This window comes from Herbaspirillum sp. Her4 (assembly GCF_057961335.1).
Window position 1 is genome coordinate 360,901 of the sequence record NZ_CM176330.1, and the last position, 24,631, is coordinate 385,531.

The window sequence follows — 24,631 nt, forward strand, 5'->3', positions numbered from 1 at the left end:
GCGCACCAAAAGCAGGCAAGCCCTGCGCCGACTCCTTCATTTCGTCCATTTTGCGCCGCATCACCCGCCCTCCCGCCAGCGTGACCGCATTGCGACACCCCGCGCAAACCCTTGCCACACCGGCGTCTGGCCGCCAATAATCGTCGCGGCTTGTTGTATGCCAATCTTGTATATCAGCGTGGCACACAACTTGCTGATGAGGGGATATGAACACCGATCCTTCCGCCAAGTCGTCGTCGCAGATTGCGGTCCGCATCACCGAGGCCATCCTCGCCAAGCAACTGGCACCGGGGACGCGCTTGGGCGAACAGCAGCTGGCCGACCTGTTCGGCGTCTCGCGTACCCAGGTGCGCGAAGCGCTGACCCGGCTCATGGCGCGTGGCATCGTCACCGTCAGTGCCCGGCGTGGCTGGTTCGTCATCGAGCCGACTGCCGAACAGGCGCGCGAAGCCTTCGAGGCACGCCGCGTGATCGAACTGGGGCTGTTGCGTCAGGCGCGGGTGCGGCCGATCAGCGCGCAGGCCATCGGCCAGCTGCGCGATCACATCGCACGCGAAGAGGCGGCCATCGCCGGGGCCGATGTGGGGGCGCGCAGCTATCTGCTGGGGGACTTCCATGTCTGCCTGTGCGAATGCCTGGGCAACTCGCTGCTGTCGGAAACGCTGCGCGACCTGACCGCGCGTACCACCCTGACGGCCATGCTGCACCAGTCGTCGGAGCAGGCCGAGGATTCATGTTCGGAACATGTATTGATCGTCGAAGCGCTGGAACGCGGCGATCTGGAACGGGCAGAGCAACTGATGCAGGACCACTTGCAGCATGTGGAATCAGGGCTCACCCAGGTGCGCAGCAGCGATCCGCTGGAACCGCTGCGACAGGCGCTGGCATCGGTGTCGCGGCAGGGGGCTGCGGGCGAGACCGGACTGCCACGCCAGGAAAGCAAACGGCCTTGAGCTGCACAACAGGCCACTCATCAACGTAGTCAATGACGTCAACCCAAGGGAAACTGCTATGAAACTGACCAAACTCCTGCTCGGCCTGATGGCCGGCGCCATGATGTTCTCCGCTTCGGCTGCCCGCGCCGACGCCCTGGACGATATCCAGAAGCACGGCACGCTGCGCGTGGCGGTGCCGGCCGACTTCCCGCCGTTCGGCTCGGTCGACAGCGACCTCAAGCCGCTGGGCTTCGACATCGACGTGGCCAACCTGATCGCCAAGAAGATGGGCGTGAAGGTCGAACTGATCCCGGTCTCCAGCGCCAACCGCATTCCCTACCTGACCACGAAGAAAGTCGACCTGGTCATCTCCAGCATGGGCAAGAACGCCGAGCGTGAGAAGGTGATCGACTTCAGCGCTGCCTATGCGCCCTTCTTCAATGGCGTGTTCGGCCCGGCCGACCTGCCGGTCAAGAGCGCCGCCGACCTGGCCGGCAAGACCATTGCCGTCACCCGTGGCTCGGTGGAAGACCTGGAACTGACCAAGATCGTGCCGGCCTCGGCCACCGTGAAGCGCTACGAAGACAACAACAGCACCATCAGCTCCTTCCTCTCCGGCCAGGTGCAGCTGGTGGCGACCGGCAACGTCGTGGCAGCCGCCATCATCGCCAAGAACCCGCCCAAGAAGCCCGAGACCAAGTTCCTGATCAAGGATTCGCCTTGCTTCATCGGCCTGAACAAGGGTGAGAAGAAGCTGCAGGACAAGGTCGACGCCATCCTGGCCGACGCCAAGAAGGACGGCAGCCTCAACGCCATCTCCCAGAAGTGGCTGGGCCTGCCGCTGCCGGCTGGCCTGTAATTTGCTGGAGTGACCGCACACCTTCGTGGTGTGCGGCATGACAGTTGCGGAAATCCACCAGTACAGTAGCAAGGCGACGGCAATACGGTCGCCCTAGAGCACCAATACAGTACCAATACAGCAGCAAACCAGTTTCACCCCGGCAGCAGGCAGGCGGACAACCCGGCAAACGCAGCATTTTCGAGGCAGGGCAGACACGACATCATGGCTTATCAATTCGATTTTCTTTCCACGCTCGACTACACCGACGTCATCGTCAAGGGTGTGGCGACCACCGCCGAGCTCATCGCCATCGGCGGCGTGCTGGGCGTGGCCGTGGGCATCTTCGGTGCCTGGGCACGCACGCAGGGGGCGGGCTGGCTCAAACCCATCGTCAGCGGCTATGTGGAGATCATCCGCAACACGCCCTTCCTGGTGCAGCTGTTCTTCATCTTCTTCGGCCTGCCTTCGCTGAACATCCACATCAGTGAAATCACCGCTGCCATCCTGGCCATGGTGATCAACCTGGGTGCCTACAGCACCGAGATCATCCGCGCCGGCGTACAAGCGATTCCGCGCGGGCAGATCGAGGCGGCGCAATCGCTGTCGATGTCGCGCGGGCAGATCTTCCGCCACATCATCCTGCGTCCGGCGCTGCAGAAGATCTGGCCGGCACTGTCTTCGCAGGTGGTCATCGTCATGCTGGGCTCGGCGGTGTGTTCGCAGATCGCGGTGGAAGAATTGTCCTTCGCGGCCAACTACATCCAGGGCCGCAACTTCCGCGCCTTCGAAGCCTACATCGTCGCCACCGCCATCTACCTGGTGCTGGCCATCCTGCTGCGCCAGTTGCTGCGCCTGATCGGCAACCACTTCATCACCGCCCGGAGGACCGCATGATCACGTTCACCACCTGGGACATCGTCCGCAACCTGATGTTGGCGTGGCGCTGGACCATCGTCCTGTCGCTGGTCACCTTCGTGCTCGGTGGCGCACTGGGCCTGATCATCCTGTTCATGCGCACTTCGCGCCAGAACTGGCTGCGACAAGTCGCCCGGCTCTACATCGAACTGTTCCAGGGCACCCCGCTGCTGATGCAGTTGTTCCTGGTCTTCTTCGGCATTGCGCTGTTCGGTATCGAAGTGCCGGCTTGGCTGGCGGCGGGACTGGCGCTGATGTGCTGGAGCGCGTCGTATCTCGCCGAGATCTGGCGCGGCTGCGTGGAAGCCATTCCCAAGGGGCAGTGGGAAGCCTCATCGGTGCTGGCCATGGGCTACTTCCAGCAGATGCGCTACATCGTGCTGCCGCAGGCTTTCCGTATCGCGATTGCACCGACGGTGGGATTTGGCGTGCAGATCATCAAGTCGACGGCGGTGACCTCCATCATCGGCTTCATCGAATTGTCCAAGGCCGGCACCGTCATCACCAATGCCACCTTCCGCCCCTTCACGGTGTTTGCCATCGTGGGTGCCTTCTACTTCGTGCTTTGCTGGCCGCTGTCCAAGTACAGCCAGTCTTTAGAAAGGAAATACAATGCCGCTCATCGCCATTGACAACGTCAAGAAACGCTTCGGCGACAACGAAGTCCTCAAGGGCATCAGCCTGGACGTCGAGCCCGGTGAAGTGATCGCCATCATCGGCAAGAGCGGCTCGGGCAAGTCCACGCTGCTGCGCTGTATCAACGGCCTGGAGAGCATCGACGAGGGCAACATCAGCGTGGCCGGTGCCAAGCTGGGTGCGAGCGAACTGGAGCTGCGCAACCTGCGGCTGAAGGTCGGCATGATCTTCCAGCAGTTCAACCTGTTCCCGCATCTCTCGGTGGGCCGCAACGTGATGATTGCGCCGATGATCGTGAAGGGCACGAGCGAAGCCGAGGCGATGGCCACGGCCAAGGCCAATCTGGAGAAGGTCGGGCTGGGTCACAAGTTTGATGCATTTCCGGACCAACTCTCCGGCGGCCAGCAGCAGCGCGTGGCGATTGCGCGCGCGCTGTCGATGAATCCGCAGGCGCTGCTGTGCGACGAGATCACCTCGGCGCTGGATCCGGAACTGGTCAACGAAGTGCTGACCGTCATGCGCGGCCTGGCCAAGGAAGGCATGACGCTGTTGATGGTGACGCACGAGATGCGTTTTGCGCGCGAGGTCTGCAACCGGCTGGTGTTCATGCACCAGGGCAAGGTGCATGAGATCGGACCGCCGGAGGAATTGTTCGGCAATCCCAAGACGCCGGAATTGCAGCAGTTCATCGGGATGACGCAAGGGGCTTGAAGCCGCCATATGTCAGACGGAGTCAGAAATGAAAAAGCCGAAGGTGCTCTCGCCTTCGGCTTTTTTTCGTTCAGGTCCTGCACGGATGTGGCTGACCATTGGGCCAGCCTGGGCGTTACCGCTCCACTTCACACACCTTCCGGTCATTCTCATAAAACACCACCGGCCCCGTCGTGAACCGTTCTTTGGGAATGGCCACCATCAGGTAATCCTTGATGCGATACGAAGCGCCGGAAGCCGGTGCGCGATAGAGATAGTTCAGACGCAGGGTGCCGTCGCGCAGACGCAGCGACAAGGGCGTGAAGACATGGGGACGTTCCGCCGCATCCGGCGCGGTCATGCTGCGCGCCACCACCAGATATTGCTTGCGTTCAAAATGATCGGCCGAAGGACCGAAGGGACGCTTGTCGTTCATCACCGGAGCCGGCTGCATCCAGCGGTCCCACTCGGCGCGGCTGCGGATCAGGGCACAGAAAACCGGCTGACGCTGCTCATCCCAGTTCTTCAGGAAACCCTGGTAAGAACCGCTCAGGACCGTCTTGTACGGTACCACCGTCGGGTCCTCGGCTTCGGTCCACGGCATCATGGAACACCCCGACATGGCCACCAGTACGGTGCCACCCACGATCCACTGCATGCTTTCCCTGATCGACTTGCGCATTCGTTTCCCCCAAGAAGCTTAGCATTTAAACATGGCTTGCCCGATGCTGGCGAGATTTAGTTGCATCCCTGCCAAAGTCCCGCCCGGCGAGAGGCCGCAGCACTGCTGCTCGGAACTCACGCAGCCTCTTTGGTTCAGCGACATACCGGCTTTTACCTTTGTGGAGCCAGGGTTGCGATTTGCGTGATAATGCGGGGTCCGGAAGGCGGCTATGCTGGCGCGGCGAGGTGTCGCGCGGCGCTCGCGGGTCTGTTCCCGCGCCCGCCTTCCCTGTTTCTGCCATTTTTGAAGGGTCGTTTCCATGAGCTCAGCTGTCATTTCTTCCTCCGCTACCGGCGCCGCGCTGGACGGTTTCATCGCCGGCCTGCCGAAAACCGAACTGCACCTGCACATCGAAGGCACGCTGGAACCCGAGCTGATGTTCGCCCTGGCCCAGCGCAACAACGTCGCCCTGCCCTACGCTTCGGTCGAGGACCTGCGCGCGGCCTACAACTTCAGCGACCTGCAGTCCTTCCTCGATCTCTACTACGCGGGCGCCAACGTGCTGCGCACCGAGCAGGACTTCTACGACATGACCGCCGCCTACATTGCCCGCGCGCAAGCCGACAACGTGCGCCATGCCGAGATCTTCTTCGATCCGCAAACACACACCGAGCGCGGCATTCCGATCGCTACCGTATTCGCCGGCATCGCCGCCGCCCTGCGCGATGCGCGCCGTCGCGATGGCTTCGGCAGCGTGATGATCATGTCCTTCCTGCGCCATCTTTCCGAAGAGGACGCCTTCGCCACGCTGGAAGCGGCACTGCCGCTGCGCGAGCAGTACGCCGACCTGTGGCTGGGCATCGGCCTGGATTCCTCCGAACGCGGCAATCCGCCGGAGAAGTTCGAACGCGTCTACGCCCGCTGCCGTGAACTGGGCTTCCGCCTGGTGGCCCACGCCGGTGAAGAAGGTCCGGCCGCCTACGTGATCGGCGCGCTGGACGTGCTGCACGTCGAACGCATCGACCACGGCGTGCGCAGCGAGGAAGACCCGGCCCTGATGCAGCGTCTGGCGCAACAGCGCACGCCGCTGACGGTGTGCCCGTTGTCCAACCTGAAGCTGTGCGTGGTCAAGGAGATGGCCGAGCACAACCTGGCACGCCTGCTCGATGCCGGCCTGGCCGTCACCGTCAACTCCGACGACCCGGCCTATTTCGGCGGCTACATGAACGCCAACTACCACGCTGTCGCCCGCTCGCTGAACCTCTCGCGCGAGCAGGTGCTGCAGCTGGCCCGCAATGGCATCGACGCCTGCTTCCTGTCCGAAGAAGACAAGGCCACCCTGCACCAGGAGCTGGAACAGTACGCCGCCAGCCACTAGACCTGCCGCAGCTCGCAACATCGCGCCCGGCCATGTGCTGGGCGTTTTCATATCCCTTGCGGTCAAGCACGCTTCTTGCATAGGAGTTACAGGGGATTGGCGACGGTCCGGCCCGTCTTTTGCAGCGCGCCACCGGCACCATTGACCACCCATTTTTGCCGCAATCGAACGCACGGATTGACAACAATTTTTGAAATCAAGATTACGCCATGCAGCATGCGGTACGCCATTGTTCACAAGGGAAGTTTGCCCCATCGGCGCTGCGTCGCAGCATCGAAAGTCGCGTCGGCGGTGACCCAAAGAGGGTCACAGGGCATTCTTTTTGGTGCAGAATAAGCCCCGTTTTGTTGCAAATCCATTTTCAGATTGTTGACGATCCATGCGCCTCGTTGTTGACCGGCAAGACCTTCCAGACAGTCATTCCAGCCAGAGCATGAGCATCATGAACAAAGCCAGCAAAACCGCACGCCCCCCTGCCGCCCCGGGCCGCGCCAGTGCGCGCGAGCGCGAAAGCACGGGAGCGGTCGAGGAGAGGATGTACCAGGACATCTATGACGCGATCATGGAACACCGCCTGCCGCCGCGTACCAAGCTGACCGAGCAGACCCTGTGCCAGATCTACGACACGGCCCGCCACACGGTGCGCAAGGTGCTGTCGCGCCTGGCCTCGGAGGGCATGGTGGATCTGGAAGCCAACCGGGGCGCCTTCATCGCCAGCCCTTCGCATGCCGAGGTGCGCGACATGTTCGAGTTGCGCAACATCCTCGAACATGCGGTGCTGGAGAAGGTCGGGCGCGAGGCGGGTACGCGCCAGATCGCCGGCTTGCGGCGCATGGTAGAGGAAGAGCGGGATTGCTATCTGAACGGTGACCGGCCGCGCTGGATCCGGCTTTCCGCCCAGTTCCACCTGGCGCTGGCGGAGCTGACGGGCAATGCGCTGCTGGTGGAGACGCTGCGCAAGCTGGTTTCGCGCACCACGCTGATGATCGCCAAGACGGAGGCGCCGGGCCACAACGCCTGCTCCTTCGATGAACACGAGACCGTGCTGGAAGCGCTGGAAAAAGGCGATGTTGCCGCTGCCCAGTCGCATATGGCACATCACTTGCATTTGTGCGAGGACCGGGTACGGCCGGATGCGGATGATCAGTTCGATCTGCGTGCCGTGCTCGGCAAGGGACTGTGACCCACGGGCCGGCGCGCACACCCTGATTTTCCCGCCAGGGAGGGTCAGGAAGATGGAAGAAGGAAGTGAGAAACAAACAGGGCCACGTCGCGCGGCCGAATGCAATACCGACCGTGTGACCACCACCATGCCGACAAGAGCATGCAGGAAGTCCGTTGAACAGCCCGGCTGCGGCCGGGCGTGATTCGTTTCACCCAACCTTTCTCTCTGATGGAGACCGGCCATGACTACCGATGCTTCCCCCTCCGCTGCACCCGGCGCCTATCTCGCCGGCGCCGACGACGCGCGCCTGACCAATGAAGACCTTGCCCCGCTGAAGAAGCAGACCTGGGGTTCCTACAACATCTTTGCCTTCTGGATGTCCGACGTGCACAGCGTGGGCGGCTACGTGTTTGCCGGCAGCCTGTTCGCCCTGGGCCTGACCAGCTGGCAGGTGCTGATCTCGCTGTTGATCGGCATCAGCATCGTCTACCTGCTGTGCAACCTGGTGGCGCGTCCCAGCCAGGCGCATGGCGTGCCCTATCCGGTGATGAGCCGCCTGTCCTTTGGCGTGCTGGGCGCCAACGTCCCGGCCATGATCCGCGGCCTGATCGCGGTGGCCTGGTACGGCATCCAGACCTACCTGGCCTCGGCCGCCTTCGTGGTGGTGGTGCTGAAGTTCTTCCCGGAATTGAAGCCTTATGCCGATGTCCACGTGCATTCCTTCGCCGGCCTCTCCACCCTGGGCTGGGGCGGTTTCCTGCTGCTGTGGGTGCTGCAGGCGCTGGTGTTCTGGAACGGCATGGAGACCATCAAGAAGTTCATCGACTTTGCCGGTCCGGCGGTCTATGTGGTCATGTTCATCCTGGCGGGCTGGATGATCTACAAGGCCGGCTGGCAGAATGTCGGCCTGAACCTGGGCGAGATCAAGTACAGCGGCTGGGCGGCGGTCTCGGTGATGATCACGGCGATCTCGCTGGTGGTGTCCTATTTCTCGGGGCCGATGCTCAACTTCGGCGACTTCTCCCGCTACTGCCATACTTTCGCCGATGTGAAGCGCGGCAACTTCTGGGGCCTGCCGGTCAACTTCCTGGCCTTCTCGATAGTCACGGTGGTGACGACTTCTGCCACCATCGCCGTGTTTGGTGAGCTGATCACCGACCCGGTGGAAACCGTCTCGCGCATCGACAGCACCACGGCTGCGGTGATCGGCGCGCTGACCTTCCTGACGGCCACCATCGGCATCAACATCGTGGCCAATTTCGTCTCGGCGGCCTTCGACTTTTCCAATCTCTCGCCCAGCCGCATCAGCTGGCGCGCCGGCGGCATGATCGCGGCCACGGCCTCGATCTTCATCACGCCCTGGAATCTGTTCGGCAATCCGGAAGTGATCCACTACACGCTGGATGTGCTGGGCGGCTTCATCGGCCCGCTGTACGGCATCCTGCTGTCGGACTACTACCTGGTCAAGCAGCGCCAGGTAAAGGTTGAGGATCTCTACACCATGCGTCCCGAAGGCCGCTACTGGTACACCAATGGCGTGAACCGTGATGCGGTCAAGGCGCTGGTGCTGGCCGCAGCCGTGTGCGTGGCCTGCGTGATGCTGCCGCAGCTGCGCAAAGCGGCGGACTTCTCGTGGTTCATCGGTGCGGCGCTGGGCGCGGTGTTCTATCTGATGTTCGCGCGCAAGCGTTGAGCGTCACCGACCTGGACTTCATTGCATCAAGGAACAAGCATGCGCATCAAGCTGATCAATCCCAATACCACCATGAGCATGACCGAGGCCATGACCGCCTGCGCCCGTCAGGTGGCGGCACCCGGCACCGAGATCACGGGCGTGAGTCCGCAGATGGGGCCGGCCTCCATCGAGAGCCACTATGACGAGGCGCTGGCCGTGCCGGGCCTGCTGCAGGAAATCGAGCAGGGCGAGCGCGAGGGAGTGGACGCCTACGTAATTGCCTGTTTCGGCGACCCTGGTTTGGCGGCCGCGCGCGAGCTGGCGCGGGGACCGGTGATCGGGATTGCCGAAGCGGCGATGCACATGGCCAGCCTGGTCGCCCCCTCCTTCTCGGTGGTGACCACGCTGGCGCGCACCAGCGGCATGGCCTGGCATCTGGCCGAGCGTTACGGCATGCAGCGTTTTTGCCGTAACGTGCGCGCCTGCGAGATTGCGGTGCTGGAGCTGGAGAATCCGGCTTCCGATGCGCGGGCGCGCATTACCGACGAGTGCCGGCGTGCGCTGGCTGAAGACGGGGCCGAGGCCATCGTGCTGGGGTGTGCCGGCATGGCTGACCTGTGTGCGGCCATTGGCCGTGACATTGGTGCACCGGTGATCGATGGGGTGACCGCAGCGGTCAAGCTGGCGGAGTCGCTGGTGGCGCTGGGGTTGGGCACGGCCAAGGGTGGTGAATGGGCGCGGCCTTTGCCCAAGGCTTATCATGGATTGCTCAGCGGTTTTGCACGTGTGTGATTTTCCCTGCGGCGCTGTGGTTGGGCGCTGCGATTTCCTTTCTTGACAGCCAAACGAAGAACTTATGTCACAGCAACAAACTTACCCTCGCGACCTGGCCGGCTACGGCCGCAACCCGCCGCACGCGCGCTGGCCCGGCCAGGCGCGGGTGGCTTTGCAATTCGTGCTGAATTATGAAGAAGGCGGCGAGAATTGCGTCTTGCATGGCGATCCTGCGTCGGAGCAATTCCTGTCCGAGATCGTGGGGGCGGCGGCTTATCCGGCGCGGCACATGTCGATGGAATCGATTTACGAATATGGGTCGCGGGTGGGGGTGTGGCGCATCCTGCGCGAGTTCGAGAAGCGTGGTCTGCCGATGACGATCTTTGGCGTGGCCACGGCCTTGCAGCGTTCGCCTGATGTGACTCAGGCGTTCCAGGAGCTGGGGCATGAGATCGCTTGCCATGGCTTGAAGTGGATTCATTATCAGAACATGGATATCGAGACCGAGCGGGCGCACATGCAGGAGGCGGTGCAGATCTTCCGTGCGCTCACCGGGAGCGCGCCGCTGGGCTGGTATACGGGGCGGGATTCGCCCAATACGCGGCAGCTGGTCGTGGAGCACGGGGGCTTTGCCTATGACTCCGATTACTACGGGGATGATCTGCCGTTCTGGACTGAAGTCGAGACCAGCGGTGGCGTGAAGGCGCCGCATCTGGTGGTGCCTTATACGCTGGATTCCAATGACATGCGGTTTGCCACGCCTCAGGGGTTCAATACCAGCGAGCACTTCTACCAGTACCTCAAGGATAGTTTCGACGTGCTCTATGAAGAGGGTGAAGACGCGCCGAAGATGCTGTCCATCGGGATGCATTGCCGCTTGCTCGGACGGCCTGGACGGTTCCGTGCCCTGCAGCGCTTCCTGGATTATGTGCAGTCACACGACAAAGTCTGGATCTGCCGGCGTATCGATATCGCTGAACACTGGAAGAAGACGCATCCATTTTCGGAGCGTTGATTTATTCCTTTTTGGAATTTATCTGTACCGCCTTGGGGTTTTGTCCTTGGGCGGTATTTTTTTTTCGGTGGTGATTTTACGGTTTGGGGTAGTCTGCACGGAATTTCTTCCTGCGCTCTAGCTTAATTATTTTCTCTCTCCGGTCGGAAGAACGCGCCGGGAGCGGCCCGGCAGCCGCTCACTTTTCTTGTCTCGCCAAGAAAAGTAAGCAAAAGAAGGCGACCGCAACTCCGCCGCCCTCCTTCGGAGGGTCCCCGCTTCAGAGCCCAACAAAACGGATCAGAAAAATAGTCGGAGCGAAGCGACTCTATTTTTCCCGTTTTGTTGGGCTCTGAAGCGGCGGCGCAGATGCGGACGACTGAGACGGCTCGCCTTCGGCCTCGCAACTTCTCCGACTCGCCTTCGGCTTTGCGTTGGCGTTCTCTCGCCTTCGATACGTCGCTGCGCGACTACTCAGGACGAACGGACGGAAATTATTTAGACAAAAAAAACAAAAAAGAAAAACCCAAAACCCAGAGCGGGAGTGGAAACGATCGACCGGTCGATGCCGCAGGCGAGCCAACGCAAAGCCGAAGGCGAGTCGGAGAAGTTGCGAGGCCGAAGACGAGCCTGTGGGGGTTGCCGTCCCCATAGAGCCAGCCGTCGCAGCGGAGCGAAAAGTGGATCAGAAGGATAGTGGGAGCGAAGCGACTCTATCCTTCCCACTTTTCGCTTCGCTGCGACGGGACCCTCCGCAGGAGGGCTGGCTCTTTGGGGTCGCCTTCTTTTGCTTACTTTTCTTGGCGAGACAAGAAAAGTGAGCGGCTGCCGGGCCGCTCCCGGCGCGTTCTTCCGACCGGAGAGAGAAAATAATTAAGCTAGAGCGCAGGAAAGCAATCCGTGCAGACTGCCCCAAACCACAAAACCAGAAAAGCAGTCTGCCAAGCCACCAAGCAATCAAACCATCATTTAACGGGAGCACCGCTTTCGAACCACTTCCCGATGATGGCACGTTCATCGTCGGTGATCTGAGTCATGTTCCCTAAGGGCATGGCCTTCTGCACGACAGCCTGTTGATAGATCTGCTGAGCGTGCTGGGAGATATGTTCAGGCGAATCGAGCAGCACGCCTTTGCCGGGCACAGGCATGAGGGTAGGTTTGGCGGCATGGCACTGGATGCATCGCGCCTGGATGACTTGCTGGACTTGGGCAAACGACCCTGCAGCCACAGCTTCGCCAGCAGGAGCAGGAGCAGCAGAGGAAGAAGGAGCAACAGCAGCCACCGGCTTGGACTGCATGGCAGGACTCATCCACAAGATCACCGCCAGCAGCAGTGCAACAGCAATCCCCGGATACCACCAGTTGTAAACCCCCTTGTGCCGCAACACGAAGAACTGCCGGATCAAGGCACCAGCGGCCATGATGCACAACAAGACAATCCAGTTATGCGGCGCGCTGTAAGTCATGCTGTAGTGATTGGACAGCATGGCAAACAGCACCGGCAAGGTGAAGTAAGTATTGTGGACGCTACGCTGCTTGCCGCGCTTGCCATGAATCGGATCGGGTGCTTGCCCGGCGCGCATGGAGGCCACCATCTTGCGCTGCCCCGGAATGATCCACACCAGCACGTTCGCGCTCATGATGGTGGCAAGGGAAGCCCCGCTGATGAGGAATGCCGCCCGCCCCGAAAACAGATGGCAGGCTGCCCAAACCGAAACGATCACCTGCAACCCGACCAGAATATTGACCAGCCGATCCGCCCCCGGCCGATCCCCGATGGTGCTGCAGATCGCGTCATAGATCAGCCAGTTGAAGACCAGGAAGGCAATGGCCGTCCCGCCCGCCATCGACGCCGACATATCGAACACATTGCGATCCACCAAAAAGACGTTCGCATTGAAGAGATACAACAGCGAAAACAAGGCAAAGCCCGACAGCCAGGTACTGTAGGACTCCCAATAAAACCAGTGCAGATGCTCTGGCAACACCTTGGGTGCAAGAAGATACTTTTGCGGATTGTAGAAACCGCCGCCATGCACCGCCCACAGCTCCCCGCCGACGCCCTTTTCCTTGAGTTCAGGATCGGTCGGTGCCACCAGACTGTTGTCCAGCCAGACGAAATAGAACGAAGACCCGATCCAGGCAATCGCCGTGATCACGTGCAGCCAGCGCAGCAGAAGATTGAGCCAATCGAGAAGGTAGGCTTCCATGTCAGAAATGCGTCCTCATGTAGTAGTAAGGCTGGAGGGCGAAAATGCCCCAGCCAAAGGTTCAAGCATAAATGGTGCCGGGATGAGAAAAACACCGACGTCCGCTTGCGAACAAGTCTGCATCCCGATTGCCAACAGGCTTAATCCCACCGAGCAACCCAAACCAACAGCAGCCCAGCTGACGCTTGGAGAATCCAAGCGCAGATTGTGCACAATAGCAATATTTTTTGTTCACAATATGTGGCGATCTTTATAGCCCAAAGTGCTTTTTGCAGATAAGCGTCAACCCGCTCCCGGGCGATACCTCCACGATCAGATCAAGGCCATCGCCAGCCTGCCTGGCAAGCATGTTTTTTTAGTGCATGCCGTCAAAATCAGTGCAGCGAAGGCACCAACTTGTTGCAATTGATCAGAAAACATTGTCAACAAAATGTAAGCCAACTGCCGACGCATACGACAATTGATTGTCGCACCTCCCAACAACCTCAGTCAGAACCACCTCTCCCCTTGTGCAGGGGGCCGGGCTGATGAGTCCCGCCCGCCCTCCAATATCAGCGCCCGGCCCGCAATACCCGGTTGGCACGATATCTGCTAATTGGCGTTGCTGAACCCGCACGGCAGGTGGATCGGGAGAGCGGCATTACCTCCTGTCATGCGCAACACGGTGAAATCGTCGGATCAGCTTTCCGACACCCATTTTTTATCAACAGGGGAGATCAATGAAGAAAACTCGTTTGGCACTGGCTTTATCAGCCTGCCTGATGGCCGGCAGTGCAATGGCGCAATCATCCGTCACTGTCAGCGGCCTCGTCGACGCTTACGTCGGCAGCATGAAAAACAGTGGCGATACCGGAAGCAAGTCCTCGGTCGGTTCTGGCGGCATGACCACCTCCTGGATCGGCTTCAAGGGTGTTGAAGATCTGGGCGGCGGTCTCAGGGCAGAATTTGCCCTGACCTCGTTCTTCCAGACAGATACCGGTGCCTATGGCCGCTTCTCCGGAGACAACCTGTTCTCGCGCGATGCCAACATCGGCCTGTCAGGTGAGTTCGGCAAAGTCTCCCTGGGACGCGGTCTCGCACCAAGCTTCCTGCCAACCGTGCTGTTCAACCCGTTTGGCGACTCCTTTACCTTCTCACCGCTGGTACTGCACGTCTACACCCCGTCGGGAAGTTTCGGTGCGCGCACCTGGACCCAAGCAAACGCAGCTGACAGCGGTTGGAGCAACGAAGTCATCTATACCACTCCGAAGTTCGGTGGCCTGCAAGCCAACCTGCACTATCAGTTCGGTGAAGTGGCTGGCGATAACGGCAAAAAGAACATCGGTGTCAACGCGCTCTACTTCAACGGTGGTCTGGCACTGACCGCCTTGTACTTCGATGCGCAGGTCAGCAACCCCAATTCCGGTGCGGCTGTCGTTGACGCCACCACACCCTTCGCTTCCATCAATCGCCAGAAAACCTGGATGCTCGGCGCGACCTATGACTTCCAGGTGATCAAACTGTACGGCACCTACCAGACCAGCAAGGACACCACCGCTGGCGCGTCGCAAGCCAAGGACAAGGTAATGAGCGCAGGCCTGTCGATCCCGGTAGGCAATGGCTCCATCCTGGCCGCCATCGCTCGCACCAAACGCACCGGCGATCTGCTGACCACCGGCGACGTGTCGCGCAATACCACCTCAGTCGGCTACGACTACTTCCTGTCCAAGCGCACCGACGTGTACGCGATCGTCATGAACGACAAGATCTCCAGCCAAAGCAATGCAGCATCGTTCGGCCTGGGAATCCGCCATCGCTTCTAACGGCATGTCCGCATATTGAACACACCGCAATTGCGGCAAGTTCAAACTGGAGTACGCGCCACCCGTTTCCGATGGCGTGGACTCCGGTCATGCGGTGATCGTGCAGCAGGTTTTACAAGCGTCGTAGCCGTCGCGGCGACTCCTTCTAGCCGTGGCGTGATCTTGAGGCAGTACTTCGGTGGGAACCGCATTACCGGAACGCGCCGCCGGCACTCTGAACGCTATCGTTTCCACGACCAAATAGCGCGCGCGTTGCGGTTTCCATCTTCTTTTTTCAATCGCTTTTCGGGAGATTTCCCCATGCGTCATTTCCGCTTCCTCGGTTGCCTGGCGGCGCTACTGCTCGGCCTGCTGTCGACCTCGCCCAGCTTTGCCCAGGACACCAAAATCAAATTCCAGCTGGACTGGCGCTTCGAAGGTCCGGCCGCCCTGTTCCTGGTGGCCAAGTCCAAGGGCTACTTCGCGCAGGAAAAACTGGATGTCACCATCGACGCCGGCAACGGCTCGGGCAATGCGGTCAACCGCGTGGCCTCCGGCACCTATGACATGGGCTTTGCCGACATGGCCGCCCTGATGGAATTCACCGCCAACAATCCCGATGCCCCGGGCAAGCCGGTGGCCGTGATGATGGTCTACAACGACACCCCAGCCGCGGTGTTCTCGCTCAAGAAATCCGGCATCAAGAAGCCCGCCGACCTGGCCGGCAAGAAGCTGGGCGCACCGGTGTTCGACGCCGGCCGCCGCGCTTATCCGATCTTCGCCAAGGCCAATGGGCTCGATGCCAGCAAGGCGCAATGGACCAGCATGGACCCGCCGCTGCGCGAAACCATGCTGGCACGCGGCGACGTGGATGCCATCACCGGTTTCTATTTCACCTCGCTCCTGAACCTGAATGCGCGCGGCATCAAGGATGAAGACATCAACGTGATGATGTACCCGGACTACGGCGTGCGCCTGTACGGCAACACCATCATCGCCTCCGAAACCATGGTCAAGCAGAAGCCCGAAGCCATCAAGGGCTTCCTGCGCGCCTTCGCCAAGGCCAGCCGCGACGTGATGGCCAATCCGGAAGCCGCCATCAAGGTCCTGAAGGAACGCGATGGCCTCATCGATGAAAAGCTGGAACTGCGCCGCCTGAAACTGGCCATCGCCAGCGCGATCGCCACGCCGCACGCCAAGGCGGAAGGCTACGGACAGGTCTACAGCCCGCGCCTGACGCTCATGGCCTCGCAAGTCTCGGACGCCTATGGCACCAAGACCCGCGTCAACGCCGACAAGATCTGGAATGGCAGCTTCCTGCCGGGCAAGGCCGAGCTGAACGTGTTCCCCAAGTAAATCATTTATATCGTTTACCAAATTCATCCTTGACTGAAGCATTCATGAGCGAACCCTTCGTCGATTTCCGCCACGTCTACCTGGCCTATGATGGCGCCGCCGAATTTGCGGTGGAAGACATCGACCTGCAGACCCGCGCTGGCGAATTCATCGCCATCGTCGGGCCGTCGGGCTGCGGCAAGTCCACCTTCATGAAGCTGGCCACGGGCTTGAAGCAGCCCAATCGCGGCAGCGTCGTCATCAATGGCCAGACGGTCACGGGGCCGCTCAAGTTCGTGGGCATGGCCTTCCAGGCCCCGACCCTGTTGCCCTGGCGCACCACGCTGGAAAACGTGCTGCTGCCGCTGGAGATCGTCGAGCCCTACCGGCGCGAGTTCAAGCAGAAGAAGGCCGAGTACACAGAGCGTGCGCTCAAGCTGCTCAAGACCGTGGGCCTGGATGGCTATGCCGACAAATTCCCGTGGCAACTCTCGGGCGGCATGCAGCAGCGCGCCTCGATCTGCCGCGCGCTGATTCATGAGCCCAAGATGCTGCTGCTGGATGAACCCTTCGGCGCGCTCGACGCCTTCACCCGCGAAGAACTGTGGTGCGTACTGCGCGACTTGTGGGCCGAGCGCCGCTTCAACGTCATCCTGGTCACGCACGACCTGCGCGAGGCGGCCTTCCTGGCCGACACCATCTATGTGATGAGCAAGCGCCCGGGCCGCATCGTGGTGCGGCGGGAAAACCCGCTGCCGCGTCCCTGCCCGCTGGAAACCACCTATACCGACGGCTTCAACGCGCTGGTGCATGAACTGCGCGAGCACATCGGCCACGTGCGCAATACCTGACCCTCACCAGGCCCGGCCAAGGAAACTCATGAAAACTCCGTTCAACGGCAAACTCAACCGCGCCGCCACCACGCTGGCGCCCTGGATCCTGCTGCTCGCCATCCTGGGCGTGTGGCAATTCATCTGCAGCGTGTGGCAGGTCTCCGACTTCATCTTTCCGAGTCCCGCTTCCATCCTGCAGGCGATGGTGGATTACGCCGGCCCGATCACCGAACATGCCCTCTCGACCTTTTGGGTCACCATGGTGGGCTTCGCCATCGCCGTGGCGGTCGGTGTGACGCTGGGCTTCGTGATCGGATCTTCACCCATGCTGTATGCCGCCGCCTACCCGCTCATGACGGCCTTCAATGCCCTGCCCAAGGCGGCCTTCGTGCCGGTGCTGGTGGTCTGGTTCGGCATCGGCGCAGGGCCGGCCATCCTCACGGCGTTTCTGATCTCCTTCTTCCCCATCATGGTCAACATCGCCACTGGCCTGGCCACGCTGGAACCCGAACTGGAAGACGTCTTGCGTGTGCTCGGCGCGCGCCGCATGGACATCCTGCTCAAGGTCGGCCTGCCGCGTTCGATGCCGTATTTCTTCGCCTCCCTGAAGGTGGCCATCACGCTGGCCTTCGTGGGCTCGACCGTGTCCGAGATGAATGCCTCCAACCAGGGCATCGGCTACCTGCTGGTCTCGGCCGGCTCCTCGATGAAGATGCCGCTGGCCTTTGCCGGGCTGGTGGTGATCGGGGCCATGGCCATGGCCATGTACGAGCTGTTTGCCATCATCGAGAAACGCACCACCGGCTGGGCGCATCGGGGAAAATGAGGTAAATCGGGCCGTAACGCCGCAACAGGGGCGCAAAACCCGGCAAAAGCGGTATGCGGCGCGGCGCAATTTGTCTATGATGTCGCGCGTGCGAGCCGCAGGGGCGCTCGCGGCGGCCGCAGGCACGCGGACCGCGTTGCATTTCGACATGACCACATTCATCACCACAGGGAAATCACGTGAGCGCAGTTCCACTCCGTCTTGAAATCAGCCATGTGCGCAAGGCCTACCCGGGCGTGCTGGCCAATGACGATGTCAGCCTGGCGGTGGCGCCCGGCGAGATCCACGCCGTGCTCGGGGAGAACGGCGCGGGCAAGTCCACCCTGATGAAAATCATTTTCGGCGCCGTCAAGCCGGACGCCGGCGAACTGCGCTGGAACGGCGAGACCGTGCAGATCGCCAATCCACAGGTGGCGCGCAAGCTGGGCATTGCGATGGTGTTCCAGCATTTCTCGCTGTTCGATACGCTGACCGTGACCGAGAACATCGCCCTGGGCCTGGATGCCAAGACCGACCTCAAGGAACTGGCCGAACGCATCACCCGCACCGGCGAAAAATACGGACTGGAACTCGAACCGCAGCGCCACGTGCATACGCTGTCGGTCGGTGAACGCCAGCGCGTGGAAATCGTGCGCGCGCTGCTGACCGAACCGCAATTGCTGATCCTGGACGAGCCGACCTCGGTGCTCACGCCCCAGGCGGTGGAAAAACTGTTCGTCACCCTGCGCCGCCTGGCCGACGAGGGTTGCAGCATCCTCTACATCAGCCACAAGCTCGACGAAATCCGCGCGCTGTGCCACAGCGCCACCGTCATGCGCGGTGGCCGCGTGACCGGCAACTGCGATCCGCGCAATGAAAGCAGCGCCAGCCTCTCGCGCATGATGATCGGTGACGAACTGGTGCGCCTGCAGCGCGAACGCAATCCCGATTCGCTGCGCAATGAGCGCAAGCTGCACGTCAATCGTCTCTCGCTGCCCAAGGCGCATCTGTTTGCCACCGAACTGAAGGACATCGAATGCGAAGTGCGCGCCGGTGAAATCGTCGGCATCGCTGGGGTCTCCGGCAATGGCCAGCAGGAATTGCTGGCGGCGCTCTCGGGCGAAGACCAGCGCGCTGCGCCCAACATGATCATGCTGGCCGGCAAGGCCGTAGGCGACCTCTCGCCCAATCCGCGCCGCGCGGCGGGCCTGGGCCTGGTGCCGGAAGAACGCCTGGGGCGCGGTGCCGTGCCTGGGCTTTCGCTCACGGCCAACATGCTGCTGTCCCATCAGAAAGCGCCTTACGTGAAGCGCGGCATGATCGACTTCGGTTTTACGCGCCGCGCTGCGGCCTCCATCATCGAACGCTTCAAGGTCAAGGCAGCAGGACCGGATGCCCCGGCCAAGAGCCTCTCGGGCGGCAACCTGCAGAAATTCATCGTCGGCCGCGAAATGGAACGCAAACCCGCCGTCTTCGTGGTGGCCCAGCCGACCTGGGGCGTGGACGTCGGTGCCGCCGCCCAGATCCACGGCGAAATCTTGAAACTGAAACAGGAAGGTTGTGCAGTGCTGGTGATCTCGGAAGAACTTGACGAATTGTTCGCATTATGTGATCGCCTGCACGTCATCGCCAAGGGACGTCTGTCGCCCTCCATCCCCATCGAGCAGGCCACGCGCGAGCAAGTGGGTGTGTGGATGAGCGGTCTATGGGACGAACCGGCAGCCGCTGCGGCGGAGGTGAACCATGGCTGAACGCATGAGCTTCCCGCTGCGTCTGGAACTGCGCGGTACGCCGTCCAAAACCATGACCTATCTGTCGCCGGTGATCGCCATCGTCGCCACCTTGTTCCTCGGTGCGCTGCTGTTCCTGGCACTGGGCAAGGATCCGCTGGCCGGGCTGAAGGTATTCCTGGTCGATCCGTTCAATGGCAAGCGCGCCATCAGCGAGCTGCTGCTCAAATCCGTGCCGCTGATCCTGTGTGCGCTGGGGCTGGCGGTGTGCTTCCGCGCCAGCATCTGGAACATCGGTGCCGAAGGCCAGTTCACGGTCGGCGCGCTCTGCTCGGGCGCCATGCTGGTGTGGCTGGATGTGCCGGGGCACGGCATCTCCGGCGGCATGGGACTGGTGCTCATGATCGTGGCCGGCATTATCGGCGGTGCCTTGTGGGCGGCCATCACGGCTTACCTGCGCGACCAGTTCAATGCCAATGAAATCCTGGTCTCGCTGATGCTGACCTATGTGGCGCAGCTGCTGCTGATGTGGGCCGTCAATGGTCCGCTGAAGGATCCCAACGGCATGAACTTCCCGCAGTCGAAGGTGTTCTCCGGCGAATTCATGCTGCCCATGCTGATGTCGGGCACGCGCCTGCATATCGGCTTTGCGGTGGCCATCGTCGCGGCCATCCTGATGGCGATCTTCATGATGCGCAGCCTGCGCGGCTTCTCGCTCATGGTCGGTGGCGTGGCACCGCATGCGGCGCGCTATGCGGGCTTCTCGGCACGGTCGGCCTTGTGGGTCTCGCTGCTGATCTCGGGGGCCTTTGCCGGACTGGCCGGGGCCTTCGAGATCGCCGGTCCGATCGGGCAGCTGTTGCCGTCGGTGTCGCCGGGCTATGGTTTCGCCGCCATCATCGTGGCCTTCATCGGCCGCCTGCATCCGGTGGGCGCCATCCTGGGCGGGCTGATCATGTCGCTGCTGTACCTGGGCGGCGAGCTGGCGCAGTCGCGCCTGGGCCTGCCCTCGGCCATCACGGGCGTGTTCCAGGGCATGCTGCTGTTCCTGCTGCTGGCCTGCGATACGCTCATCGATTACCGCCTGGCGTGGAAAAAGAAAGTCTAAGGAATCAGGACAGGACATGGAACAACTCGCTCCTCTCATCGCAGCCTCCATCAATGCCGGCACGCCCCTGCTGCTGGCGGCCATCGGGCTGTTGATCAATGAACGCTCCGGCGTGCTCAACCTGGGTGCCGAAGGCATGATGCTGGTGGCGGCCATCGCCGGCTTTGCGGTCGGCTATGCCACCAAGAGCCCGCTGCTCGGCTTTGTTGCCGGCGCCGTCTGCGGCATGCTCATGGCGACGCTCTTCGCCTGGCTGGCGCTGCGCCTGGCCACCAACCAGGTCGCGACCGGCCTGGCACTGTCGATCTTCGGGGCTGGCCTGTCGGCCTTCGTCGGCCAGCGCTTTGTCGGCCTGGCGCTGCCGGCGCAACCGAATTCGATTCCGCTGCTGGGTGATATTCCCTTCCTCGGCAAGGCCCTGTTCCACCAGCACTGGATGAGCTATGTGGCCTTCGCGCTGTGCCTGGCCAGCATCTGGTTCCTGTATCGCACACGGGCCGGACTGGTGCTGCGTGCAGTGGGCGAGTCGCCGGAATCGGCGCATGCGCTGGGCTATTCGGTGCGTGGCATCCGCTATCTGGCGCTGCTGTTCGGCGGTGCCTGCTGCGGCCTGGCGGGTGCTTACATGTCGCTGGTCTATACCCCGATGTGGGTCGAGGGCCTGGTGGCCGGACGCGGCTGGATCGCGCTGGCCCTGACCGCCTTCGCCACCTGGCGTCCGGCACGGGTCTTGCTGGGTTCGCTGCTGTTCGGCGGCGTCACCATCGCGCAGTTCTACCTGCAGGGCATGGGCGTGACGGTGCCCTCGCAGATCCTGTCGATGGCCCCGTACCTGGCCACCATCGTGGTGCTGGCGCTGATCTCGCGCAACCCCGACTGGATCCGCCTGAACATGCCGGCCTCGCTGGGCAAGCCGTTCCGTCCGGGCGCCTCCTGAACTATTTATATCGTTTATATCGTTTAGTTCTTTTAGTCCATTTTTGTAGCAGCACTTGCATTTATCCACTGACCTTGAGGGAGAACACAATGAAGATTTCGCGCAGGGCATCCTTGACGATGCTCGCCACCTTGGCGGCCGCAACCCTGATCGGTTGCGGCAAGAAGGAAGAACCCGCTGCCGCCGCGCCCGCTGCTGCGCCGGCTGCTGCGGCACCGGCGGCTGATCCGCTGAAGGTGGCCTTCGTCTACATCGGCCCGGTGGGCGACGCCGGCTGGACCTTTGCGCATGACAAGGGCCGCAAGGCGGTCGAAGAAAAATTCGGCGACAAGGTCAAGACCACCTTCGTGGAAAACATTCCTGAATCCGCAGCGGATGCCGAGCGCGTCTTCCGCCAGCTGGCCACCGATGGCAACAAGCTGATCTTCGGCACCACCTTCGGCTACATGGAAGCCATGCTCAAGGTCGCCAAGGAATTCCCGGATGTGAAGTTCGAACACGCTACTGGCTTCAAGACCGCCGACAACCTGGCGCAATACGACGTGCGCACCTATGAAGGCGCTTACCTGGCCGGCGTGGTCGCGGGCAAGATGAGCAAGTCCGGCAAGCTGGGCGTGGTGGCCTCGGTGCCGATTCCTGAAGTGATCCGCAACATCGACTCCTTCACCCTGGGTGCGCGTTCGGTCAATCCGAAGGCCACCACCGCCGTGGTGTGGGTCAACAAGTGGTTCGATCCGGGCAAGGAACGTGAAGCCGCCACCACCCTGATCGGCCAGGGCGTGGATGTGCTGATGCAGAACACCGACTCCGCGGCCGTGGTGCAGACCGCGCAGGAAAAGGGTGTATATGCCTTCGGCTGGGACAGCGACATGACCAGCTTCGGCCCCAAGGCCCACCTGGCTGCTTCCATGATCAACTGGGGCGTGTATTACACGGCGCGCGTGCAAGCCGTGCTGGATGGCTCGTGGAAGAGCAGCACCAGCTGGATCGGCCTGAAGGAAAATGGCATCGACCTGGCCGCCTTCAATCCTGAACTGCCGGCCGACGTGAAGTCGCTGGTGGAAGAGCGCAAGAAGGGCATCGTCGACGGCTCGGCGCCGATCTGGAAGGGTCCGATCAAGGACAACGCCGGCAAGGAAGTGCTGGGCAAGGACGCCGTGGCCGATGACGGCTTCCTGCATGGCATCAAGTTCTACGTCGAGGGCGTGGACGGCAAGGTACCGGGCTGATTGCCGGTTTCCTCACCCGGCGCTGCTGTCAGGCGCCGGGGCAAGCTTGATGAAGACCGCTGGCATCGCGAGGTGCCGGCGGTTTTTTTTGGCAAAGTGCGCTTTCGCCGGGTCACTTTTCTCTCAGAAATCTTCACGGCTGCAACTTTTGCCGAATCTCCGAACAGTCTTGGCCGCCTTACTATCGGCTCGCCGAAAACCCCCGTTCCACCGCTATCGCGGCCGCATCCAGCCTGTATAATGCACAGCCAAACCGGGTGGAAAGCCTGCATTTTCCTTCACTTTCCGCCGCATTGAACTACAGGATTTATGCAAAAAACGCGCAAACCGATCGAAATCAAAATTTCCACTGTAGTTGCCATTTCGGCAATCCTGCATGAAACCGATCCGACTTCGCTGGAAAAAGCCCTGAAGGAAATGACTGGCGGCGTCGCCGATTTCTTCGAGGACGAATTCGCGGTACTGGACATCGGCACCCTGGATGCAGCGGCCGCTGCGGCCATCGACTGGAGCGCCGTGGTGGCCCTGTTCAAGCGCTTCCGCTTGAATACCGTGGCCGTACGCAATGCGCCGGAAGAGTTGCACGGCGGCATCGTCGCCCAGGGCCTGGCCATCGACAACTCGGCCGTGGCCGGTGCCGGCACCGCCAATGCACGTGCGCAGGAGGCGGCAGCCCAGCAGGCCGAGCCGGCACCGACACCGGTAGCCGCCCCCGCAGCACCTGCAGCTCCCGCTGCGCCCGCTCCCCAGTCCGCCCCGGCTCCGGTGGCCAACACCGTGGTCATCGACACCCCGGTGCGCGCCGGCCAGCGCATCTATGCGCGCGGTGCCGACCTGGTGGTGCTGGCCGTGGTCAACAACGGTGCCGAGCTGATCGCCGATGGCTGCATCCACGTCTATGCACCGCTGCGCGGCCGTGCCCTGGCCGGAGCGTCGGGCAATACGACCGCGCGCATCTTCGCCGCTTCACTGGAAGCGGAACTGGTTTCCATTGCGGGGGTCTATCGGACCTTCGAGAACGGTCATGCGCCCGAACTCGCCGGCAAGCAGGTGCAGGTGCGACTGCAGGGCGAACGCATCGACGTGCTGCCGATGGCGGCATCGTAAGGCTGCGGCGTAAATCATTTAAACGAATCCAGCCGGAACCGCCGGCGTACTGTTCTTCTTAAGGAGTTTTTCGTGGCAAAAATCATCGTTGTGACTTCGGGTAAGGGCGGCGTCGGCAAAACGACGTCCAGCGCCAGTTTCGCATCGGGCCTGGCCATGCGCGGCCACAAGACGGCCGTGATCGACTTCGACGTCGGTCTGCGCAACCTGGACCTGATCATGGGCTGCGAGCGCCGCGTGGTCTACGACCTGATCAACGTGATCAACAAGGAAGCCACCCTGAACCAGGCCCTGATCAAGGACAAGCACTGCGACAACCTGTTCATCTTGCCGGCCTCGCAAACCCGCGACAAGGACGCCCTGACCGAAGAAGGCGTGGAGCGGGTCCTCAACGACCTCGCCAAGATGGACTTCGAATACATCATCTGCGACTCCCCGGCCGGCATCGAGCACGGTGCGGTGATGGCACTGACCTTCGCCGACGAAGCCATCGTGGTCTCCAACCCCGAAGTGTCATCGGTGCGCGACTCGGACCGCATCCTCGGCATCATCCAGGCCAAATCGCGCCGCGCCTCCTCGGGCGGCGAGCCGGTCAAGGAACACCTGCTCATCACCCGTTACTCGCCCAAGCGCGTGGAAGACGGCGAGATGCTGTCCTATACCGACGTACAGGAAATCCTGCGCATTCCCCTGATCGGCATCATCCCCGAATCGGAAACCGTGCTGCAGGCCTCCAACCAGGGCTCCCCCGCCATCCACATGAAGGACAGCGACGTGGCCCAAGCCTACCAGGACGTGGTATCGCGCTTCCTCGGCGAGACCGTCGAGCTGCGTTTCACCACCTACGAAAAGCCGGGCTTCCTGCAGCGCATCTTCGGAGGTAAGTGAC

The 24,631-nt window shown here is 61.7% G+C and carries 22 protein-coding genes; 20 read left to right on the plus strand and 2 right to left on the minus strand.

Annotated elements, in window-relative coordinates:
* The first annotated feature begins 206 nt into the window (after positions 1–206).
* The 5 genes from ACWFUC_RS01650 to ACWFUC_RS01670 all read left to right on the plus strand — a co-directional run bounded on the left by ACWFUC_RS01650 (position 207) and on the right by ACWFUC_RS01670 (position 4,038).
* Entirely contained in the window at positions 207–953 is a 747-nt protein-coding gene (locus ACWFUC_RS01650; protein WP_034334379.1) for a GntR family transcriptional regulator, read from the plus strand.
* A gap of 58 nt (positions 954–1,011) precedes the next feature.
* Complete coding sequence (locus ACWFUC_RS01655; protein WP_039783710.1) at positions 1,012–1,794, plus strand: transporter substrate-binding domain-containing protein; 783 nt, start codon at positions 1,012–1,014, stop codon at positions 1,792–1,794.
* A 204-nt stretch (positions 1,795–1,998) separates the two neighbouring features.
* Entirely contained in the window at positions 1,999–2,670 is a 672-nt protein-coding gene (locus ACWFUC_RS01660) for an amino acid ABC transporter permease (RefSeq protein WP_489623926.1), read from the plus strand.
* A complete protein-coding gene (locus ACWFUC_RS01665) occupies positions 2,667–3,323 on the plus strand; it encodes an amino acid ABC transporter permease (protein ID WP_034334373.1) in 657 nt (218 codons plus the stop codon). The genes ACWFUC_RS01660 and ACWFUC_RS01665 overlap by 4 nt, the downstream gene beginning before the upstream one ends.
* The gene (locus ACWFUC_RS01670; RefSeq protein ID WP_088755038.1) at positions 3,304–4,038 is read left to right on the plus strand and encodes an amino acid ABC transporter ATP-binding protein; all 735 of its coding nucleotides are present in this window, start codon (positions 3,304–3,306) and stop codon (positions 4,036–4,038) included. The genes ACWFUC_RS01665 and ACWFUC_RS01670 overlap by 20 nt, the downstream gene beginning before the upstream one ends.
* 115 nt (positions 4,039–4,153) lie before the next feature.
* On the opposite strand, the gene ACWFUC_RS01675 is transcribed toward ACWFUC_RS01670, so the two are convergent.
* The gene (locus tag ACWFUC_RS01675; protein WP_121040593.1) at positions 4,154–4,699 is read right to left on the minus strand and encodes a hypothetical protein; all 546 of its coding nucleotides are present in this window, start codon (positions 4,697–4,699) and stop codon (positions 4,154–4,156) included.
* A 301-nt stretch (positions 4,700–5,000) separates the two neighbouring features.
* On the opposite strand from ACWFUC_RS01675, the gene ACWFUC_RS01680 reads away from it, so the two are divergent.
* The 5 genes from ACWFUC_RS01680 (at position 5,001) to puuE (ending at position 10,688) form a co-directional block, all read left to right on the plus strand.
* Positions 5,001–6,059, plus strand: coding sequence for an adenosine deaminase (locus tag ACWFUC_RS01680; protein ID WP_489623927.1), 1,059 nt, complete (start codon positions 5,001–5,003; stop codon positions 6,057–6,059).
* Between the two features lie 442 nt (positions 6,060–6,501).
* Entirely contained in the window at positions 6,502–7,242 is a 741-nt protein-coding gene (locus ACWFUC_RS01685; RefSeq protein ID WP_204726984.1) for a GntR family transcriptional regulator, read from the plus strand.
* Positions 7,243–7,465: 223 nt separating this feature from the next.
* Positions 7,466–8,917 (plus strand): NCS1 family nucleobase:cation symporter-1, encoded by a 1,452-nt coding sequence (locus ACWFUC_RS01690; RefSeq protein ID WP_121040597.1) that lies wholly within the window; start codon positions 7,466–7,468, stop codon positions 8,915–8,917.
* A 39-nt stretch (positions 8,918–8,956) separates the two neighbouring features.
* Positions 8,957–9,691: an aspartate/glutamate racemase family protein gene (locus ACWFUC_RS01695; RefSeq protein WP_489623928.1), complete on the plus strand. Its 735-nt coding sequence runs from the start codon at positions 8,957–8,959 to the stop codon at positions 9,689–9,691.
* Between the two features lie 64 nt (positions 9,692–9,755).
* On the plus strand, positions 9,756–10,688 hold the full coding sequence (gene puuE, locus ACWFUC_RS01700; RefSeq protein WP_489623929.1) for an allantoinase PuuE: 933 nt from the start codon (positions 9,756–9,758) through the stop codon (positions 10,686–10,688).
* 944 nt (positions 10,689–11,632) lie between these two features.
* Here the strand turns inward: puuE and ACWFUC_RS01705 are convergent.
* Entirely contained in the window at positions 11,633–12,877 is a 1,245-nt protein-coding gene (locus tag ACWFUC_RS01705) for a urate hydroxylase PuuD (RefSeq protein WP_121040603.1), read from the minus strand.
* A gap of 719 nt (positions 12,878–13,596) precedes the next feature.
* Here ACWFUC_RS01705 and ACWFUC_RS01710 point away from each other — a divergent pair.
* From ACWFUC_RS01710 to minD, 10 genes are all read left to right on the plus strand, one after another.
* Complete coding sequence (locus ACWFUC_RS01710; RefSeq protein WP_489623930.1) at positions 13,597–14,679, plus strand: porin; 1,083 nt, start codon at positions 13,597–13,599, stop codon at positions 14,677–14,679.
* Positions 14,680–14,979: 300 nt separating this feature from the next.
* Entirely contained in the window at positions 14,980–16,014 is a 1,035-nt protein-coding gene (locus tag ACWFUC_RS01715) for an ABC transporter substrate-binding protein (RefSeq protein WP_489637426.1), read from the plus strand.
* Between the two features lie 44 nt (positions 16,015–16,058).
* Positions 16,059–16,844, plus strand: a complete 786-nt coding sequence (locus ACWFUC_RS01720; RefSeq protein ID WP_034332722.1) for an ABC transporter ATP-binding protein — start codon at positions 16,059–16,061, stop codon at positions 16,842–16,844.
* Positions 16,845–16,872: 28 nt separating this feature from the next.
* On the plus strand, positions 16,873–17,652 hold the full coding sequence (locus tag ACWFUC_RS01725; RefSeq protein ID WP_134223561.1) for an ABC transporter permease: 780 nt from the start codon (positions 16,873–16,875) through the stop codon (positions 17,650–17,652).
* 179 nt (positions 17,653–17,831) lie between these two features.
* Complete coding sequence (locus ACWFUC_RS01730) at positions 17,832–19,382, plus strand: ABC transporter ATP-binding protein (protein WP_034332724.1); 1,551 nt, start codon at positions 17,832–17,834, stop codon at positions 19,380–19,382.
* On the plus strand, positions 19,375–20,469 hold the full coding sequence (locus tag ACWFUC_RS01735) for an ABC transporter permease (RefSeq protein WP_489623932.1): 1,095 nt from the start codon (positions 19,375–19,377) through the stop codon (positions 20,467–20,469). The genes ACWFUC_RS01730 and ACWFUC_RS01735 overlap by 8 nt, the downstream gene beginning before the upstream one ends.
* A gap of 16 nt (positions 20,470–20,485) precedes the next feature.
* Entirely contained in the window at positions 20,486–21,406 is a 921-nt protein-coding gene (locus ACWFUC_RS01740; RefSeq protein WP_034332726.1) for an ABC transporter permease, read from the plus strand.
* A gap of 89 nt (positions 21,407–21,495) precedes the next feature.
* Complete coding sequence (locus ACWFUC_RS01745; RefSeq protein ID WP_039783680.1) at positions 21,496–22,635, plus strand: BMP family ABC transporter substrate-binding protein; 1,140 nt, start codon at positions 21,496–21,498, stop codon at positions 22,633–22,635.
* Between the two features lie 309 nt (positions 22,636–22,944).
* Positions 22,945–23,742, plus strand: a complete 798-nt coding sequence (gene minC / locus ACWFUC_RS01750; protein WP_121040610.1) for a septum site-determining protein MinC — start codon at positions 22,945–22,947, stop codon at positions 23,740–23,742.
* 72 nt (positions 23,743–23,814) lie between these two features.
* Complete coding sequence (minD, locus tag ACWFUC_RS01755) at positions 23,815–24,630, plus strand: septum site-determining protein MinD (protein ID WP_489623933.1); 816 nt, start codon at positions 23,815–23,817, stop codon at positions 24,628–24,630.
* Position 24,631 lies beyond the last annotated feature (1 nt).

Excerpts from the sequence above, each read along its gene's own strand:
- ACWFUC_RS01735 (WP_489623932.1), top strand. The coding sequence starts at position 19,375 with ATGGCTGAACGCATGAGCTTCCCGCTGCGTCTGGAACTGCGCGGTACG.
- ACWFUC_RS01720 (WP_034332722.1), top strand. The coding sequence starts at position 16,059 with ATGAGCGAACCCTTCGTCGATTTCCGCCACGTCTACCTGGCCTATGAT.
- puuE (WP_489623929.1), top strand. The coding sequence starts at position 9,756 with ATGTCACAGCAACAAACTTACCCTCGCGACCTGGCCGGCTACGGCCGC.
- ACWFUC_RS01740 (WP_034332726.1), top strand. The coding sequence starts at position 20,486 with ATGGAACAACTCGCTCCTCTCATCGCAGCCTCCATCAATGCCGGCACG.
- ACWFUC_RS01675 (WP_121040593.1), bottom strand. The coding sequence starts at position 4,699 with ATGCGCAAGTCGATCAGGGAAAGCATGCAGTGGATCGTGGGTGGCACC.
- ACWFUC_RS01665 (WP_034334373.1), top strand. The coding sequence starts at position 2,667 with ATGATCACGTTCACCACCTGGGACATCGTCCGCAACCTGATGTTGGCG.
- ACWFUC_RS01655 (WP_039783710.1), top strand. The coding sequence starts at position 1,012 with ATGAAACTGACCAAACTCCTGCTCGGCCTGATGGCCGGCGCCATGATG.
- ACWFUC_RS01695 (WP_489623928.1), top strand. The coding sequence starts at position 8,957 with ATGCGCATCAAGCTGATCAATCCCAATACCACCATGAGCATGACCGAG.
- ACWFUC_RS01650 (WP_034334379.1), top strand. The coding sequence starts at position 207 with ATGAACACCGATCCTTCCGCCAAGTCGTCGTCGCAGATTGCGGTCCGC.
- minC (WP_121040610.1), top strand. The coding sequence starts at position 22,945 with ATGCAAAAAACGCGCAAACCGATCGAAATCAAAATTTCCACTGTAGTT.
- ACWFUC_RS01745 (WP_039783680.1), top strand. The coding sequence starts at position 21,496 with ATGAAGATTTCGCGCAGGGCATCCTTGACGATGCTCGCCACCTTGGCG.
- ACWFUC_RS01690 (WP_121040597.1), top strand. The coding sequence starts at position 7,466 with ATGACTACCGATGCTTCCCCCTCCGCTGCACCCGGCGCCTATCTCGCC.
- ACWFUC_RS01710 (WP_489623930.1), top strand. The coding sequence starts at position 13,597 with ATGAAGAAAACTCGTTTGGCACTGGCTTTATCAGCCTGCCTGATGGCC.
- ACWFUC_RS01685 (WP_204726984.1), top strand. The coding sequence starts at position 6,502 with ATGAACAAAGCCAGCAAAACCGCACGCCCCCCTGCCGCCCCGGGCCGC.
- ACWFUC_RS01670 (WP_088755038.1), top strand. The coding sequence starts at position 3,304 with ATGCCGCTCATCGCCATTGACAACGTCAAGAAACGCTTCGGCGACAAC.
- ACWFUC_RS01705 (WP_121040603.1), bottom strand. The coding sequence starts at position 12,877 with ATGGAAGCCTACCTTCTCGATTGGCTCAATCTTCTGCTGCGCTGGCTG.
- ACWFUC_RS01660 (WP_489623926.1), top strand. The coding sequence starts at position 1,999 with ATGGCTTATCAATTCGATTTTCTTTCCACGCTCGACTACACCGACGTC.
- ACWFUC_RS01725 (WP_134223561.1), top strand. The coding sequence starts at position 16,873 with ATGAAAACTCCGTTCAACGGCAAACTCAACCGCGCCGCCACCACGCTG.
- ACWFUC_RS01680 (WP_489623927.1), top strand. The coding sequence starts at position 5,001 with ATGAGCTCAGCTGTCATTTCTTCCTCCGCTACCGGCGCCGCGCTGGAC.
- ACWFUC_RS01715 (WP_489637426.1), top strand. The coding sequence starts at position 14,980 with ATGCGTCATTTCCGCTTCCTCGGTTGCCTGGCGGCGCTACTGCTCGGC.